The organism is Kitasatospora sp. NPDC001132 (assembly GCF_053598415.1).
This window is the reverse complement of the sequence record NZ_JBSFKF010000018.1, coordinates 39,784-53,887: the sequence shown is the minus strand read 5'-3', so window position 1 is coordinate 53,887 and position 14,104 is coordinate 39,784. Positions and strand designations below refer to the sequence as shown.

18 protein-coding genes and 1 pseudogene are annotated in these 14,104 nt (G+C 72.6%); 5 read left to right on the top strand and 14 right to left on the bottom strand.

Going from position 1 to position 14,104, the window contains the following annotated elements; genetic code table 11:
* Positions 1–5: 5 nt before the first annotated feature.
* Positions 6–680 carry a pyridoxamine 5'-phosphate oxidase family protein gene (locus ACWDBE_RS23365; protein WP_449808952.1) on the top strand — a complete coding sequence of 225 codons (675 nt, stop codon included), beginning with the start codon at positions 6–8 and terminating at the stop codon, positions 678–680.
* Between the two features lie 42 nt (positions 681–722).
* On the opposite strand, the gene ACWDBE_RS23360 is transcribed toward ACWDBE_RS23365, so the two are convergent.
* The 11 genes from ACWDBE_RS23360 to ACWDBE_RS23310 all read right to left on the bottom strand — a co-directional run bounded on the left by ACWDBE_RS23360 (position 723) and on the right by ACWDBE_RS23310 (position 6,883).
* Positions 723–2,588 carry a complex I subunit 5 family protein gene (locus tag ACWDBE_RS23360; RefSeq protein ID WP_449808951.1) on the bottom strand — a complete coding sequence of 622 codons (1,866 nt, stop codon included), beginning with the start codon at positions 2,586–2,588 and terminating at the stop codon, positions 723–725.
* A 6-nt stretch (positions 2,589–2,594) separates the two neighbouring features.
* The gene (locus tag ACWDBE_RS23355) at positions 2,595–2,939 is read right to left on the bottom strand and encodes a sodium:proton antiporter (protein WP_449790472.1); all 345 of its coding nucleotides are present in this window, start codon (positions 2,937–2,939) and stop codon (positions 2,595–2,597) included.
* A complete protein-coding gene (locus tag ACWDBE_RS23350; RefSeq protein ID WP_449808950.1) occupies positions 2,936–3,676 on the bottom strand; it encodes an MnhB domain-containing protein in 741 nt (246 codons plus the stop codon). Before ACWDBE_RS23350 ends, ACWDBE_RS23355 begins: the two co-directional genes overlap by 4 nt.
* Entirely contained in the window at positions 3,673–3,942 is a 270-nt protein-coding gene (locus ACWDBE_RS23345; RefSeq protein WP_449808949.1) for a Na(+)/H(+) antiporter subunit B, read from the bottom strand. Before ACWDBE_RS23345 ends, ACWDBE_RS23350 begins: the two co-directional genes overlap by 4 nt.
* A complete protein-coding gene (locus ACWDBE_RS23340) occupies positions 3,939–4,226 on the bottom strand; it encodes a monovalent cation/H(+) antiporter subunit G (protein WP_449790469.1) in 288 nt (95 codons plus the stop codon). The genes ACWDBE_RS23345 and ACWDBE_RS23340 overlap by 4 nt, the downstream gene beginning before the upstream one ends.
* Positions 4,226–4,483 carry a monovalent cation/H+ antiporter complex subunit F gene (locus ACWDBE_RS23335; RefSeq protein ID WP_449790468.1) on the bottom strand — a complete coding sequence of 86 codons (258 nt, stop codon included), beginning with the start codon at positions 4,481–4,483 and terminating at the stop codon, positions 4,226–4,228. The genes ACWDBE_RS23340 and ACWDBE_RS23335 overlap by 1 nt, the downstream gene beginning before the upstream one ends.
* Positions 4,480–4,926, bottom strand: a complete 447-nt coding sequence (locus ACWDBE_RS23330; RefSeq protein ID WP_449808948.1) for a hypothetical protein — start codon at positions 4,924–4,926, stop codon at positions 4,480–4,482. Before ACWDBE_RS23330 ends, ACWDBE_RS23335 begins: the two co-directional genes overlap by 4 nt.
* A gap of 181 nt (positions 4,927–5,107) precedes the next feature.
* A complete protein-coding gene (locus ACWDBE_RS23325) occupies positions 5,108–5,284 on the bottom strand; it encodes a hypothetical protein (protein ID WP_449790466.1) in 177 nt (58 codons plus the stop codon).
* A gap of 18 nt (positions 5,285–5,302) precedes the next feature.
* Positions 5,303–5,476, bottom strand: coding sequence for a CsbD family protein (locus ACWDBE_RS23320; RefSeq protein WP_449790465.1), 174 nt, complete (start codon positions 5,474–5,476; stop codon positions 5,303–5,305).
* Positions 5,477–5,718: 242 nt separating this feature from the next.
* Positions 5,719–5,988 carry a hypothetical protein gene (locus ACWDBE_RS23315; RefSeq protein WP_449808947.1) on the bottom strand — a complete coding sequence of 90 codons (270 nt, stop codon included), beginning with the start codon at positions 5,986–5,988 and terminating at the stop codon, positions 5,719–5,721.
* A gap of 445 nt (positions 5,989–6,433) precedes the next feature.
* The gene (locus ACWDBE_RS23310) at positions 6,434–6,883 is read right to left on the bottom strand and encodes a nuclear transport factor 2 family protein (RefSeq protein WP_449790463.1); all 450 of its coding nucleotides are present in this window, start codon (positions 6,881–6,883) and stop codon (positions 6,434–6,436) included.
* Positions 6,884–7,412: 529 nt separating this feature from the next.
* On the opposite strand from ACWDBE_RS23310, the gene ACWDBE_RS23305 reads away from it, so the two are divergent.
* Positions 7,413–7,778, top strand: a complete 366-nt coding sequence (locus ACWDBE_RS23305; RefSeq protein ID WP_449808946.1) for a DUF488 domain-containing protein — start codon at positions 7,413–7,415, stop codon at positions 7,776–7,778.
* A gap of 133 nt (positions 7,779–7,911) precedes the next feature.
* Here the strand turns inward: ACWDBE_RS23305 and ACWDBE_RS23300 are convergent.
* Positions 7,912–8,169, bottom strand: a pseudogene (locus ACWDBE_RS23300) (transposase); the annotation flags it as partial.
* Positions 8,170–8,412: 243 nt separating this feature from the next.
* On the opposite strand from ACWDBE_RS23300, the gene ACWDBE_RS23295 reads away from it, so the two are divergent.
* The gene (locus ACWDBE_RS23295) at positions 8,413–9,333 is read left to right on the top strand and encodes a tyrosinase family protein (protein WP_449808945.1); all 921 of its coding nucleotides are present in this window, start codon (positions 8,413–8,415) and stop codon (positions 9,331–9,333) included.
* 372 nt (positions 9,334–9,705) lie between these two features.
* Here the strand turns inward: ACWDBE_RS23295 and ACWDBE_RS23290 are convergent, their stop codons facing one another.
* Complete coding sequence (locus ACWDBE_RS23290) at positions 9,706–10,437, bottom strand: SDR family oxidoreductase (RefSeq protein WP_449790459.1); 732 nt, start codon at positions 10,435–10,437, stop codon at positions 9,706–9,708.
* A gap of 95 nt (positions 10,438–10,532) precedes the next feature.
* On the opposite strand from ACWDBE_RS23290, the gene ACWDBE_RS23285 reads away from it, so the two are divergent.
* On the top strand, positions 10,533–11,384 hold the full coding sequence (locus ACWDBE_RS23285; RefSeq protein WP_449790458.1) for a LysR family transcriptional regulator: 852 nt from the start codon (positions 10,533–10,535) through the stop codon (positions 11,382–11,384).
* A 366-nt stretch (positions 11,385–11,750) separates the two neighbouring features.
* On the opposite strand, the gene ACWDBE_RS23280 is transcribed toward ACWDBE_RS23285, so the two are convergent.
* Positions 11,751–13,256: a hypothetical protein gene (locus tag ACWDBE_RS23280; protein ID WP_449808944.1), complete on the bottom strand. Its 1,506-nt coding sequence runs from the start codon at positions 13,254–13,256 to the stop codon at positions 11,751–11,753.
* 386 nt (positions 13,257–13,642) lie between these two features.
* On the opposite strand from ACWDBE_RS23280, the gene ACWDBE_RS23275 reads away from it, so the two are divergent.
* Positions 13,643–13,789 carry a hypothetical protein gene (locus ACWDBE_RS23275; RefSeq protein ID WP_449808943.1) on the top strand — a complete coding sequence of 49 codons (147 nt, stop codon included), beginning with the start codon at positions 13,643–13,645 and terminating at the stop codon, positions 13,787–13,789.
* Positions 13,790–14,104: the final 315 nt, after the last annotated feature.

Genomic DNA, 14,104 nt, shown 5'->3' with positions numbered 1-14,104 from the left:
TCGCCATGTACGCAGGAGTCGCCGGCACCACCGACCGTCCCGACCCGGCCGACATCGCCCGCCGGATCGACCGACGGCGCGAGCAACTCGGCCTGAGCGAGGGAATGCTGGCCCACCGGGCCGCGATGTCGCCCGCCTATCTGAGACAACTCCTCTGCTCGGGGCCCGAGTTCGACCCGCCCGGGTTCGTCCGGATCACCGCCGTGCTCGGCATGGCCTGGCCCGAGCTGCTGTCCGGTCGACGTCCGGACGCCCCGCCGGGCCGGACCGACGCCGCCCCGCGCGCCGGGCTCCGCCGCCTCACCGAGCCGCAGTGCTGGGAACTGCTCGGCACCCGGGGCATCGGCCGGATCGGCCTGCCCGGCTCGTCGGCGCCCGTCGTGCTCCCGGTCAACTACGTGGTGGACGCCCGGACGATCGCCTACCGCACCGCTCCCCGGGGCGCGGCCGCTCCCGACGAGGGGGCGCCCGTCTCCTTCGAGGTCGACCACATCGACGAACACCGCCGCCAGGGCTGGAGCGTCCTCGTCCTCGGCGAGGCCCACCACGTCGACACCCCGGAGGAGGAGCAGCACCTCTCCGCCCTCCCGGGCGCCGCCCCCTGGGCCGGCGGCCCCCGCCCCCTGTGGGTGCGCGTCCGCCCGGCAGGCATCACCGGCCGCCGCGTCCAGGCGGGGTGACCCTTCGCCGCGAAACCCACGCCGCTGCGCGGCGGCGTGGGTTCAGAGCTGCGCGGTGATCGTCACCAGCAGGGCCGCCAGGCCCACGGCGAGCCAGGCGACGTAGTCGCCCAGCAGGCCGGAGTGCAGGCGGCGCAGCGGCAGGACGACGGCGCGGTAGAGGCCGCCGGCGCGGTGGAGGCCGCCGGTGCCGCGCCGCGGGTCGCGGCGGACGGCGGCGACGGCGAACGCGGCGGCCAGCAGGGCGGAGAGCAGGCCGAGGCCGATCCCGGACGGCGTCCACCAGGCCTCGGGGGCCGGCGGCGCGGGGGGTGCGGGCGCTCCGAGTACGTCGGCGAGGTAGGCCGCGCGGTCGGTGAAGGCGGCGGCGCCCGCCGCGAGGGCCCGGCCGACGCCGGGCAGCACGCCGACGGCCAGGCAGCCGGCCAGCAGCAGCCCGGGGGCCAGGACCATCGGCGGGGGCAGCCGTCGGCCCGGTTCGCGGATCTCGGGCTCCTCGCCCTCGCCGGTGGTCGCGGCCACGTCCGGGTGCTCCTTCGGCGGTGCGCCGAACCCGCCGAAGACCCGCAGGGCCGCCCGCAGCACCGCGCCGCCGGTGAGCACCGACACCAGAACGAACACCGCGGGCAGCCAGGCCAGTTGACGTCCGGCGGCTTCCTCGGCAACGGCCTTGCCGAGGCCGGTGCCGAACGGCGGCAGCCCGGCCAGGGCCAGCGCGCCCAGCGTGAAAAGCAGCCCGGTGGCCCGGAGTTCGCGGGCCCGGCCGTGCAGCCCGTGCTCGTCCACCGAGCCGTACCGGTCGAGCAGTACGCCGGTGAGGCCGAACAGCGCGGCCTTGGCCCCGGCGTGGCCGGCCACGTACACGGCGGTGCCGGCCAGTCCGGCCGGGGTGAGCAGGGCCGCGCCGGTCAGGAACAGTCCGACGTGCCCGACCGTGGAGAACGCCAGCATGCGCTTCAGGTGCCGTTGCTGCCAGCACATCACGGCGCCGACCAGCGCGGTCAGCACCCCGACGGCCAGCAGGGTGTCCCGGACGACGGCGTCCGGCAGGCCGCCCGCGCCGGCGAAGACCACCCGGTGGATGCGGGCCGCGCCGTACACCCCGAGCTCGACCATCACCCCGGACAGCAGCATGCACACCGGGCTCGGGGCGACGGCGTGGGCGTCCGGCAGCCAGAAGTGGAAGGGCGCCGCGGCGGCCTTGACCAGCGGGCCGGCCAGGACCAGGACGAAGGCGAGGACCAGCAGGGCGTCCGGACCGCGGCCGGGGGCGGCGAGCCGGTCGAGTTCGGCGCCGAGCTGCGCCATGCCGAGCTCGCCGGTGCGGGCGTAGAGCAGGCCGATGCCGAGCAGCGAGAGGTAGGCGGCGGCCGAGTTGACCAGGCCGAAGGCCATCGCGCCGTGCAGCGGGCGCGGGTCCTCGATCCGGTAGCCGGTCAGCGCGTAGGCGACGGCGCCCATCAGCTCGAAGAAGACGAAGGCGTCGAAGAGGTCGCCGGTGAGCGCGAAGCCGCACATCCCGGCCTCGAAGAGCAGCAGCAGCGCGGGGAACAGGCCGCCGCGTTCGCCGGAGGGCTCGTCGAAGTACCGCCAGGCGTAGCAGAGCACGGCGAGCACGAGGACGGCGGCGAGCAGCGCGAGGCCGCTGCCGAGGCGGTCGGCGACCAGCACGATGCCGACGCTGTGTCCGCCGCTCGGGGTCCAGCCGCCCAGCCAGGAGACCGCCCGGCCGTCCGGGCTGGTCCGGGCCCACAGCAGGGCGAGGCAGAGGACCTCGGCGGCGGCGAGGACGGTGGCGAGCGCGTCGCGGCCGGGGCGGGGCAGCCACCGGCCCGCCACGGCGGTGACGGCCGCGCCCAGCAGGGGGACGGCGACGGCCAGGGGCAGCAGGTCGGAGGTGGGGAGCACCCGTCGTCAGCCCCGCAGTCCGGTGAGTTCTTCCGGGTCCACCGTGCCGTGGCGCTTGCGCAGTTGGATCACCAGGGAGAGGAGCAGCGCGGTGACGGTGGCGCCGACCACGATGTCGGTGAGGGTCAGTGCCTGGACCACCGGGTCCACCACCGGGGCGTCGGTCGGCAGGTCGGAGAAGACGGGTGCGGTGGCGCCGCGGCGGTAGCCGACGGCGAGCAGCAGCACGTAGGTCGAGGACTGCGCGACGGCCAGGCAGCCGACCGCCTGGACGAGGTCGCGGCTGGTCACCAGGCCGTACAGCCCGGCGAGCAGGATCCAGCCGGCCACCAGGTAGGGGAACAGGTTCATGCCCGCTCCCCTCGGGGCGCGACCTCGACGGCCTGGTCCAGGAAGTGGGCGAGCAGCACCACCACGCCCGAGGCGACCTCCACCCCGACGGCGGCGTTGATCACCGCCACCAGCCCGCCGGAGGAGAGCTGGTTGAAGGTGCCGAGCGGCAGGGTGTTGGCGAGGTAGCCGGCGCCCTGGGCGAGACCGATCAGGCCGAGCGCGGCGAAGGCGCCGGCGGCCAGCGCGTCGGTGACGTCCAGCGCGGCGAGCGGACGGATCCGCTTGAGCACTCGGTAGTCGGCGGCGACGTAGGCCAGGTGCAGGGCGGTGGCCAGGGCGACGCCGCCCTGGAAGCCGCCGCCCGGGCTCAGCGCGCCGTGCGCGACGAGGTACCCGCCGGTCAGGACGGCGACCGGCAGCAGGGTGGCGCCGAACAGCCGGGTGGTGGGCAGGACGGGCTCGGCGGCGGCGCGGCGCTTGCGCTCGTCCCGGGCCAGCCGCAGCAGGATGCCCGCGCCGAGCACCGAGCCGAACAGGATGGACTCCTCGCCGAGGGTGTCGAAGGCCCGCTGGTCGAAGTTGACGGAGGAGACGATGTTGGCCGTTCGCCGCTCCAGCCCGGCCGCCACCGCGCGCTCGCCGTAGGGGTGGTGGGCACCGCCGAAGCCGGGTAGCTCGCCGGCGGCGGCGATCAGGGCGGCGGCCAGCACGCAGGCCGCGAGGAGGAAGAGCCCGAGCCGGACGGTCCGGTTCACTCGGTGCGGTCCGGGTGGTCGTCGGTGTGCTCCTTGCGGCGCACCCGGCGGACGGTCAGCAGGATCAGCAGCGGGGTGATCGCGCTGCCGACGCCGAGCTGGGAGAGCGCGACGTCGGGTGCCTGGAGCACGGTGAAGAGCAGCGCGAGGCTCAGCCCGAGCAGGGCGAGGACGGCGGCCTGCCGGACGGGGTCGCGGGTGAGCGCGGCCGCGGTGGAGGTGGTGGCGGTGAGCAGCAGGGCGATCACGATCAGGGTGTCGGTCACCGGCCGGCCTCCGAGCGGCGGGTGGCCCGGGCAACGGCCATGGTGGTGACGGTGCCGCCGGCCGTCACCAGCAGGCCGATCACCAGCAGCTTGACCGCCGCCCGGCCCGGCCCGGTGTCCACGGCGAGCGCGAGCGCGATCAGCGGGGTGCCGAGCACGGCTGCGGGGGAGAGGGCGTGCAGGCGCAGGTACCGGCCGGGCAGCACGGCGAGTGCGACGGCGGAGAGCAGCAGCGCGGTGGTGCCCGCCCAGAGCAGCACCAGTGCCACGGCGTGCCGGCCCATCAGCGCTCCTCCCCGGCCAGGAAGCGGGTGAACACCAGGGTTCCGGCGGGCGCCAGCACGGCGAGGTCGAGCGCCAGGTCGGTGTAGGAGGGGCGGCCGAAGCCCTGGGCGAGCAGCAGCAGGACGACGCAGGTCGTCACGGCGGCGAGGTTCAACCCGGCCAGGCGCCGGTGCGTCGGGCCCCACAGCCCGAGCAGCAGGCACGGCGCGATCCCGCCGCCGGCCAGGACGGCCGCCGCCAGCAGCCAGGCGTTCACTCGGCCGCCTCCGTCAACGCGCCTTCCAGGGAGGAGGATTCACGGCCGAGCGAGTGCACCAGGAGGGTCTGGCCGTCGACGTCCACGACGTAGGCGCCGGGGGTGGAGGAGAGCAGCGCGGCCGCCCAGGCGGGCCCGGTGCCGGGCGAGAGGCGGACGGCGCGGAAGCCGGAGCCGCGGTGGCCGGGGGAGAGGACGGCGAGTGCCAGACGGCCGGTGTCGGCCAGCAGCGTCCCCGGGAAGGCCAGGAGTGCCGCGCCGAGGCGGGCCGGACCGCCCGGGGCCGCGCCGGAGGTCCGCCGGACGGCCACCGCGCCGAGTGCCGCGAGAAGGGCGATGCCGCCGCCCACGGCCATCTCGAGCGGCGTCACCGAGCTGATGAACACGACGTTCAGCAGGAGCAACAACCCCCACCAGATCAGGAGTTCGGCCACCGTCCGCATCTCGTCACCCCCGTCCCGACCATCGGAAACCACGCCGCTGCTGCGGCGAGCGGCCCCAGGTGTACCGTCCGGCCGGGGACGGCGTCCCGCGCGCAACGCCGTTGCGCGCGGGATCGCGGTGGCGGACCACCCGTTCGCCCGAGCGTGACGCCGGAACCTGTGATGATCGGTCCGGGGCCGCTCAGTCGGGCGGCTCGTGCGGTTCCGGGTCATCGGCCGGCCCGGTCGGTTCGTTCGAGGGGTCCGTCCCCTCCTCGGGAGGGGGCGGCGGCGCGCCCTCGCCGGTCATCCGGGAGTCCGGCGTCTCGACCGGCACCGGGGGGTCCTTCGGTACGGGCCGGTGGTCCTGGTCGCTCACCTGTTCAGTCCTTTCTGTTCAGTCCTTTCCGACGTCCTTGACCTTCTCGGCGGCCTGCTTCAGATCGCTCTTCATCTGCTTGCCCCGGCCCTCGGCCTCGACCGCGCGGTCGCCCGTGGCCCGTCCGGCGGCCTCCTTGGCCTTGCCGTGGGCCTTCTCGGCGGCGTTGCGCAGCTTGTCCTGGGTGCCCATGGTGTGACTCCTCTCGTTGCTGGGGCGTTCTGTTCGCCTGTGCCGCGTCTGCCCGGAAATGCTCGTTCCACTCCGCGCGGCCGGAAGTCGTCGGGAGTCGAAGCAATCGGAGGGCCGCGACGTCTGCGGCCGGAGCCGCGGACCGTGACGAACGCGGGTGACGATCCCCCGTGTCGGTCAGCCCCGCTGGGCGGCTCGCCCGTAGGTGAAAGCGCAAAGGTGAGAACGGAGTTGACGACGGATCACTGCGCAGGGAAGGGGTGTGTTCGACCAGCCGGACGAACCCTTCCCGGAACGACGGCCCGACCGCTTCGGCAGGCGGGCACACCGCGACGCCGGCCAACCCGTCCGGGGCGCCGATCCCGGCCGGCCCGGCACAGCTCGACGCCGCTGCCGAGCACCGCGACGGGCTTGCCGTGGCGCAGCGCCTCGGTGAGGAAGCGGACGGCGTCCGGATCGGAGGGCAGCGCCTGCTCGCCGCCGTCCGGCACCACCAGCGCGTCGTAGAGCACCGAGACGGTGGTGGGCGGCGCCGGTCCACCGGCAGCCGGGCGCCGTCGCCCGCCAGGACGTGGCCGTCCTGCGCGGCGAGCGTCTCCACCACGGCGCCCCGGGCTGCCAGCCGGTCGTGCGCGGCCCGGACCTGGTTCGGGTCCGCCCCCTCATGGTTCCCGCGCGAACCGCGCCTACCTGCGCGGACGCCGGACGCTCGTGCACTATTCCGGGGAAGACGGACCAGGTCCGCAACCGCGAGAACCTCGGCTCCCGCGGGCAGGCCGCGCCGAAGTTCGACCGGGAAGACTACAGGCGGCGTCACGCAGTGGAATGCGGTATCAACCGCCTCAGAAACGCCGTGCAGCGGCGACACGGTACGACAAGCTCGCGGTCAGCCATGAGGCAACCGTGCTGGTCACGGCCATCAACGAGTGGCCGTGACCAGCGGACTCACCGTCCACATCAGCCGGTCGCCCTCGGCTCTGCGCAGGCGTCGGCGATGACCTGTGTGTCCCAGTAGAACGGACGGACCTCAGTGATCTTCCCGTCCTTGACCGTGATCGTCTGCAGGATCGGAAAGGAGAGTTCGCGGCCGGTCGCACGAGCACGAGCACGGACCTGGGTGAGCACTACGGCAGTCTCACCAGTGGCGAGGAACTCTTGCTCCACCATCTCGAATGACTCCCAAACGGAACCCATCGTGAGGAAGAACCGTGTCATGCCCGAGTGCCCGCGCCAGGTGCCCCCATAGGGCAGAGAATCGGCTTGACGCAGCACGACATCCGGTGCGAAGAAGGGGGCGAGCAGGTCGAATGAAGCCTCGCCGGGGCCTCCGGCCGCCAGGTACTCCGCCTCAGCCGCATACATGCCGGTGAGGACAGTAATCGAGTCTGTAGTGGACGACATGGTCATGCCGCCAGTGTGATCAGTAGGGGCAGACCACGCTGGCGGCAATCAGACATCGAAGGGCACCGGCGGGAAGAAGAGCACCTCGCGCTCCCGCAGCGGGGGCGGGAAGCTGGCCGCGAAGAAGCGGGTCTCCGTCGGCGACGAGGACCCGAAGCAGTTCACCAAGGCCGAGCTCTACGAGAGGGCCACGCAGTTGGACGTCCCGCACCGTTCGACGACGAACCGCGACGAACTCCAGAAGGCGGTCGAGAAGGCCTCCGGTGGACGCCGGCTGCGTGTCGCGCCGTGAACCGGCTGGTCGTGGCTTGGCTGGTCGTGAATCGGCTGGTCATGGATCGGATGTGCGGCGGAGCCGCGGCCAGGTGAGGATCCTCCTGATGCGGGCAGACGCCCTCGTGGGACGCCCGCGGTGTCGCGGGCCGTCCCAGCCGGTCGCCGGACCGGCGTCCGGCGTCCCGAGCGCTGCCACGACCCACCGCCGCCAGGGTCGAAAGCGCTCGAAGCAGCCGATCGACCTGGAAGGAAGCCGCCCATGGCCACACGGATCGCCTACCGGCGGATCTACGAGGAAGCCTCGCCTCAGGACGGGCGGCGCGTGCTCGTCGACCGGGTCTGGCCGCGCGGGATGAAGAAGGAGGACGCCGCCCTGGACGAGTGGCTGCGCGACGTCGCCCCGTCGACCGAGCTGCGCCGCTGGTACGGCCACGAGCCGAGCCGGTTCCCCGAGTTCCGCCGCCGCTACCTGGCCGAACTGCGGGATGCGCGACACCACGAGGCGGCCGGGCACCTGCGCGACCTCGCCGCCCACGACAAGCTCACGCTGCTGACCGCTACCAAGGATGCGGACCACAGCCAGGCCGCCGTGCTCGCCGAATGGCTGGCCCGGCGGCGACACTGACTGCCACGGACACCGAGTCCTGCCACGCGCCCGCCGCCGTCGTCGCCGGAACCTCCGAATGCGATGCCCCTCATGGATCCGTCCGTCACCGGCTGGTCGACGTACAGGAGATGCACCCGCTCGGCGTACCCTCCTACCCGGTCCCCGTCCGGGGGCCTGCCCGCTCGGCTACTGCCCGGACTCGGCCCGGGACATGCCGTTTGCCCTGGCCGATCTTCCTGTCGTCGTAGGTGCGGGAGGCCGGGTCGCTGAGCGAGGCGAACGCGGCCAGAAAGAACGCTCGTTTCAGCTGCTCGTCATCCCTCCGGGAGGGTTGTTCGCCGCGTACGGAGGATCCGGAACTGCGGGTCGCGGGGGCAAGGCCGGCGTACGAGGCGAGGTGGGCGGCGGTCGGTAGGCGCTCGCGTCGCCGACGTCGATCAGGGGGGCCGGTCCTGGTGCCGCGCCACCCGCCAGGGTGCTCCCGAGCGCGCCAGGTAGCAAGGGCAGTCCGGGTCAGCGCATCTGATGACTCAAACCGCTGATCTGGCGGAGTGAATGTCTGCCCGCTCGGCGCGTCCCGACCGCGACCCGCGCACCCGCCGCGTGACCGTGGCAGCAGACCCACCAGCCACGCACCGACGGGATGCTCCGTATGCCACCCATCGACCAGGCCGCCGCCGAACTCCCCGAGACCGGGCACTTCCCCGACCACGACGAACTGCTCCGCCTCAAGGACGGCTGGGGCCTGCACCCCGCGCTCGACCCCGAGGCAGTGGCCGTCCGCTTCGACCGACACCTCGCCACGCTGCCGCCCCAGCTCGGCGCCGCAGCCGGGGACGGGGCCTGGTCGAACCTGGTGCCCGCCGACACCGCGCGGGACTTCATCATCCAGCTCGCCGGCAGCCTCACCCGCACCCGGGTCGACCACCGCAAGCTCAGCCAGGCCGACAAGGACGCCTTCAACACGGCCCTGAAGGCCGCCCACGCCGCCGGGACGTACAAGACGCTGGCCGACATCCACGGCGACATGAGCCACCGGATGCACTCGATGAGTGGCCCGATCGGCACTCAGCGCTTCCTGCCCTGGCACCGCCGCTACACACTGCAGGCGGAGAACCTGCTGCGCTCCGTCCAGCCCGCCAACGGCGCGCCGACCCTGACCATCCCGTACTGGGACTACGCCAACGACCACGCCCGCCCCGACTGGGTCTGGCAGCCCCCGAACGTCACCCGCGGCGTCCCCGGCGCGAACGGCGGCTCGCTGCCGACCCAGACGCTGATCGACAGCCTGCTGCTGCGCCCGCGCTACACCCCGTTCACCAGCCACCTGGAGACGGACGCGCACAACGACGTGCACAACTGGTGCAACGGCACCATCAGCGACATCATGGCCGCCCCGCACGACCCGATCTTCTGGCTTCTGCACGCCAATGTGGACCGTATCTGGGACCGCTGGCAGCTCGACCACGCCGGCAAGCCGAGCCTCTCCGGCAACGATGCCATCCTCGACCCCTGGACCAGCACCGCCACCGACGTGGCCAGTACCATCGCCCTCGGCTACTCCTACGCCTGACCGCCGACGATGCGCCGCCGCCTCGCTCTCACCGTCCGGCCGGCTCAACTCCTGGCCGGTGAAACGGCCGTGGCCGCCGAGGCAGCGGCCTTCGACCCGGGTCCGACCTCGAGCGTGCGTCGCACGGTGCCCGACCCGGATCCCCGGGGCACGATTGTTGGAACCAAGTGGTCACGCCGCTTGCAACCTGCGATGAACTGCCATCCATGTCGAACCAGTAGCGGTGCGGAGCGTTGCCCCGAGCACCGGGGCGTTGCCCCGAGCACCGGAGCGTCGGCCGGGGCGGCCGACGCAGTCGATGAAGCTGTTCGAGACGTGCGGGCGAAGCGGCCTCACCCTGGTGGCTGCGCGGGTGATGACAAGCCGTTCACTTCACCAGGGCACTACGCCAGCGTCGTCGAAGAACTGGCCCGTCGGGCCGTCGTCGGGCAGGGTCGCGAGTTTGATGGCGATGGCCGCGCCCTGTTCGGGGGTGCGCACGCCCCGGAAGCCGTTGAGGTCGGTCGCGACGTAGCCGGGGCAGCCGGCGTTGATCAGGATGTTCGTGCCGCTCAGCTCCCGGGCGTACTGGAGGGTGACGGCATTCAGGAACGTCTTCGACGGCGCGTACGCCACGGCCACTGGACCTGTGGTCAGTTCACCAGCAGGCCCTGACTGCAGGGTGAGGGAGCCGACACTGCTGGACATGTTCACGATCCGCGGTGAGGCGGAGCGGCGCAGCAGCGGCATCATCGCGTTGGTGACGCGGATGACGCCGATGACGTTGGTCTCCACGACCGTGCGGACGGTGGCGGGGTCGACGCGGGTGGGTTCCTGGGGAGTGCCGCCCGCGATGGCGGCGTTGTTGACGAGCACGTCGAGGCGCCCGGCCTGTTCCTCGATCAGCCGTGCCGCGGCTGTCACGCTCGCGTCGTCGGTCACGTCCAGCGGTACGCCGAACGCGTCGATGCCGGCCGCGCGCAGTCTCTCCACCGCGGCCTTGCGGCGCTGATCGTCGCGGGCGCCGACGCCGACGCTCCAGTTGAGGGTGCCCAGGCCTGCGGCGATCTCGTAGCCGATTCCCTTGTTCGCGCCGGTGACCAGCGCGATCGTTCGTTCGCTCATGGGGACCATGCTGCTCTCGGACCCCGGCGGGGGTCCAAGACCGATGGGGTGGGCAACGATACCTTCCAGGTATTGATCCGGAGTACCGTGGCCGGATGGAGACCAGGGAACTGCGCTACTTCGTCGCTGTCGCCGAAGAGTTGCACTTCGGGCGCGCCGCGCTGCGGCTCGGGATCGCGCAGCCGCCTCTGTCACGGGCGATCCAACGGCTCGAACGCCGACTCGGGACGGCGCTGCTGGACCGGACCAGCCGCACCGTCACGCTGACCGAAGCCGGCTCGGTGCTGCTGGCCGAGGGCCGGGCGGCCCTCGACGCGATCGAAGCGGCCGAGCGCCGGACCCGCCGCGCCGCCCTTGCCTCGACCGGCCGTCCCGGCCTGGTCCTGGTCGCGAAGGCCAGCGCGTCCCGCGAACTGCTGGCGAAACTGCTCGACGCGTACGCCGCCGAGCCCGGCGCGGTCCCCGTCGACGTCATCCTGTGCGGCCCGGCCGAGCAGGAACGACTTGTGCGCGAGGGCCGGGCCGACGTGGCGCTACTGCACCGGCCGTTCGACTCGACGGCCGGGTTCCACACCGAAGAGCTCAGCACGGAGGGCCAGGTCGTGGTCCTGCCGGCCGGACATCCGCTCACCGTCCGGTCCCATGTGCACATGGCCGACATCACCGGGCTGCCCGGCCTGCCCCTGCCACGCTGGCCCGACCCCGACGGCACGTACCCGCCCGGTCCCGGTCCGCGGGTCCGCGACCATGCGCAGTTGTTGCAGCTCGTCGCGCTCGGCCGTGCTTGCGCGGTCTCACCGGAGTCGTGCCGAGCTCAACTGCCCGGTGACCTCGCCGCCGTGCCCGTGCTGGACGCGCCGACAGTCACCACCGTGATCGCCTGGCCGCCGCACAGTCGGTCCAGAGCCGTCGCCGACCTCGTCCGGACTGCGACCTGTCTCCGGTAGTCCCAATGCGCCCGGCCAGGTTCCACCCAGCCCGGCTCAAGACCTGGGACGCTGCATGCTACCTGTCGTCAAGTGCGCTGGTTGACGTGCGGTTCTTCGGTCGGTTCAGCGCGACAACTGTCGCCGGATCAGTGAGATGTCTGACGGGCCGTTGTTGTTCAGACGGCCCGTTGTTGTTCAGCACGCAAGTTGTCGCCAGCCCCGACTCTTGTGACGATCTTGTGGCGCCAGTCGGCCTTCGGGCCCAGCTCACCCCGGGAGCGAGGACGCCTCACCCATCGTGGCGAGCAGTTCGAAGGGCAGCTCCCGGTCCGCCTGACCGATGGCCAGCGCGAGCCATCGACAAGAGGACGGCAGCCGCACGCCTCAGTGCCGGCCCTGCACCGCCGGATCGGTGAAGCCCACGGCGAACACCGTGCGCAGCGAGGCCGTGATGCTCCCGCCGTAGTTCTTGCAGACCCCGGAGTCGTCGGCCCCGGCGGCGAAGTGCTTGTCCCCCTTGGCCCGGCAGATGCCCTCCGTCAGACCCCACAGCTCATCGACCTGGCTGGCCCCCAGCTTGGGCCAGTAGCTGAGCGCCTGGGGCGAGCCCGCGCCCCAGTTACCGCCCCAGGCGGTCTCGCTGCCGCAGCCGGTGACCGGACGGGTGTCGCCGACCCAGGTGTGTGAGAGCACCGCCGGCTTGGTACCGCATCCCTTGGAGAACGCGAAGTTGAGCGTCCCCTGCGCGTCGGTCCAGGTCATGCCGCCCTGGAGGCCGCGGTAGCCGGGGGTGGTGAAGGCGTCCTGGACGACGGTGCGCTCGGCGGAGGTGGTGAGCAGGCCCGGATCGGTGGCCGAACTCGCCGGGTTGAGCCGGTAGCGGACCACCCGGGAGCCGTAGGTGTCGCCGTACCACTCGCCGGTGACCAGCTTGAAGGTGGAACCGCCGCCGGTCTTGTCGAGAGCGAGCCAGGAGAAGCAGAGCGAGGCCGGGTCGATCGGCGCGTCCGGGGCGCAGCTCGGCGCCTTCTTCGCCTGGAAGTAGCGGTGGGTCTCGGGCAGCACGTACGGGTAGCCGCAGGCGGTGGACTTCCCGCCGCTCATGCCTGCGGTGCTGACACCGGAACCGTAGGTGTCGACCTTGGCGAGCTTGTTGAGATCGAAGACCCGGATGCCGTTGGCGGTGTCCGTGACGTACAGGTAGTTGGCGTACCAGGCGATGCCGCCGCCGTGGCCGGTCACGTACGTGAAGTCGGCGGCCGAGCCGGAGGTGCTGGTGGGTTCGACCAGGAGGACGTGCCGGTACTTCTGGGTGGTCCGGTCGATCAGGGTGAGCTTGAGCAGGTTGTTGGTCTTGCAGCCGGTGGTGACCGTGTCGTCGTCGTACGTGGTGTAGTGCCAGGCGACCGCGGTGACGCTGCGGCCCTGGATGGCGCCGTCGCCGCCGTCGGCCGTGCCGGTGGTGCTGAGCCCCTGGGGGAACCAGTGCTGGGTGGTGTCGTCGCCGTAGGCGCTGGACCAGCACCAGGCGACCTTCTTCTCGACGTCGGCGGGTGGCAGTCCGGCCTGCTCCAGGCCGGTGCAGGGGCGCATCTGCCGCAGGCCCAGCCAACCGTCAATCTGGCCAGCCGAGTTGACAGTGTAGTCGGTGGTGACGACGTCGGTCAGGTCGGCGTGCTTGGTGAGGTGCCGGTTGTAGAGGTTGGTGGTGGCGGCCGTGTAGTCGGTGTCGGTCAGCCGGAACTGGTCCGCACCGGGGGTGAGCGACTGGACCACGGGGGCGTCGGCGGCGGCCGCGGGGCCCGCCGCCGGCCCGGTCAGCAGCGCGATACAGGCGGTGGCCAGGGCGGCGAGGGCCGCCTTCCACCGCAAGGCGCGGACTCGTGCCATGAGGGTGTACTCCTTGCGCGATGATCGGCTACAGCGGGCAGATGATCGCACAGACGCCCGCTGTCAGGTGCACATCGCACCCAACCTGCATAACATCCCCGAACCCACCACCCGCTCCGTCACTTCCAAGCGCCGTGCGGGCCACCGCCGTCCCCCGTCCGCTCCAGCAGTTCCCTCAGGCCGACCATCCCCTGCGGGGTCGGTCTCTCCTCGCCTGGGCCGTCGTGCACCTCGCCGTGGTACCGCGATGGGAAGCGGTTGTCACCGGTCGGGCCGCGCAGTCCCCGGCCCGCTCAACAGGTCGGCCCAGCGCCTCGCGGAGACATCGGTCGACTTCGGGGCCGACTCGGCCCGCCCCCTCAGGTGTCCGGGGCCGAGGCGTCTGTATGTCCGGGGCGGAGGTCCCTCTCGGCCACGAGGCCGCCCCGGCGTCGATGCGCCTCCCTGCGCTGTCGCTGCTCCTGTTCCCGCTGCTCGACCCGCGCGCACTTGGCTTCCAGGACCTGGAAGGTGAGCGGAAGCAGCTCAAGTGAGGTGTTCTGACGGAGGCGGCGAGGGACTCCTGTCTCGGGGTGGAGACCCGCAGCCGAAGCGTCGCCTGTCCGGCCGTGCTCTTGTTCGTTTCCGCGGTGACGGGCCGGCAGGTGATCGGCGCGTTCGGCGTCGGGCGCGAGGTGGTGCTGATCGCCGCTGTCGAGATCGTCGGCAGTCCGCACCTGGCCGCTCGTACCGTCCGCGCCGCCTGCCGGGCGGGTGGCCGGCGGGTCCTGGCGGTGGACGGGGCCGACCCGCCCCAGGCCGCCCGGCCTGCCCGTACGGCCCTATCGGAGCTGTGTCGGGCCCGAAAT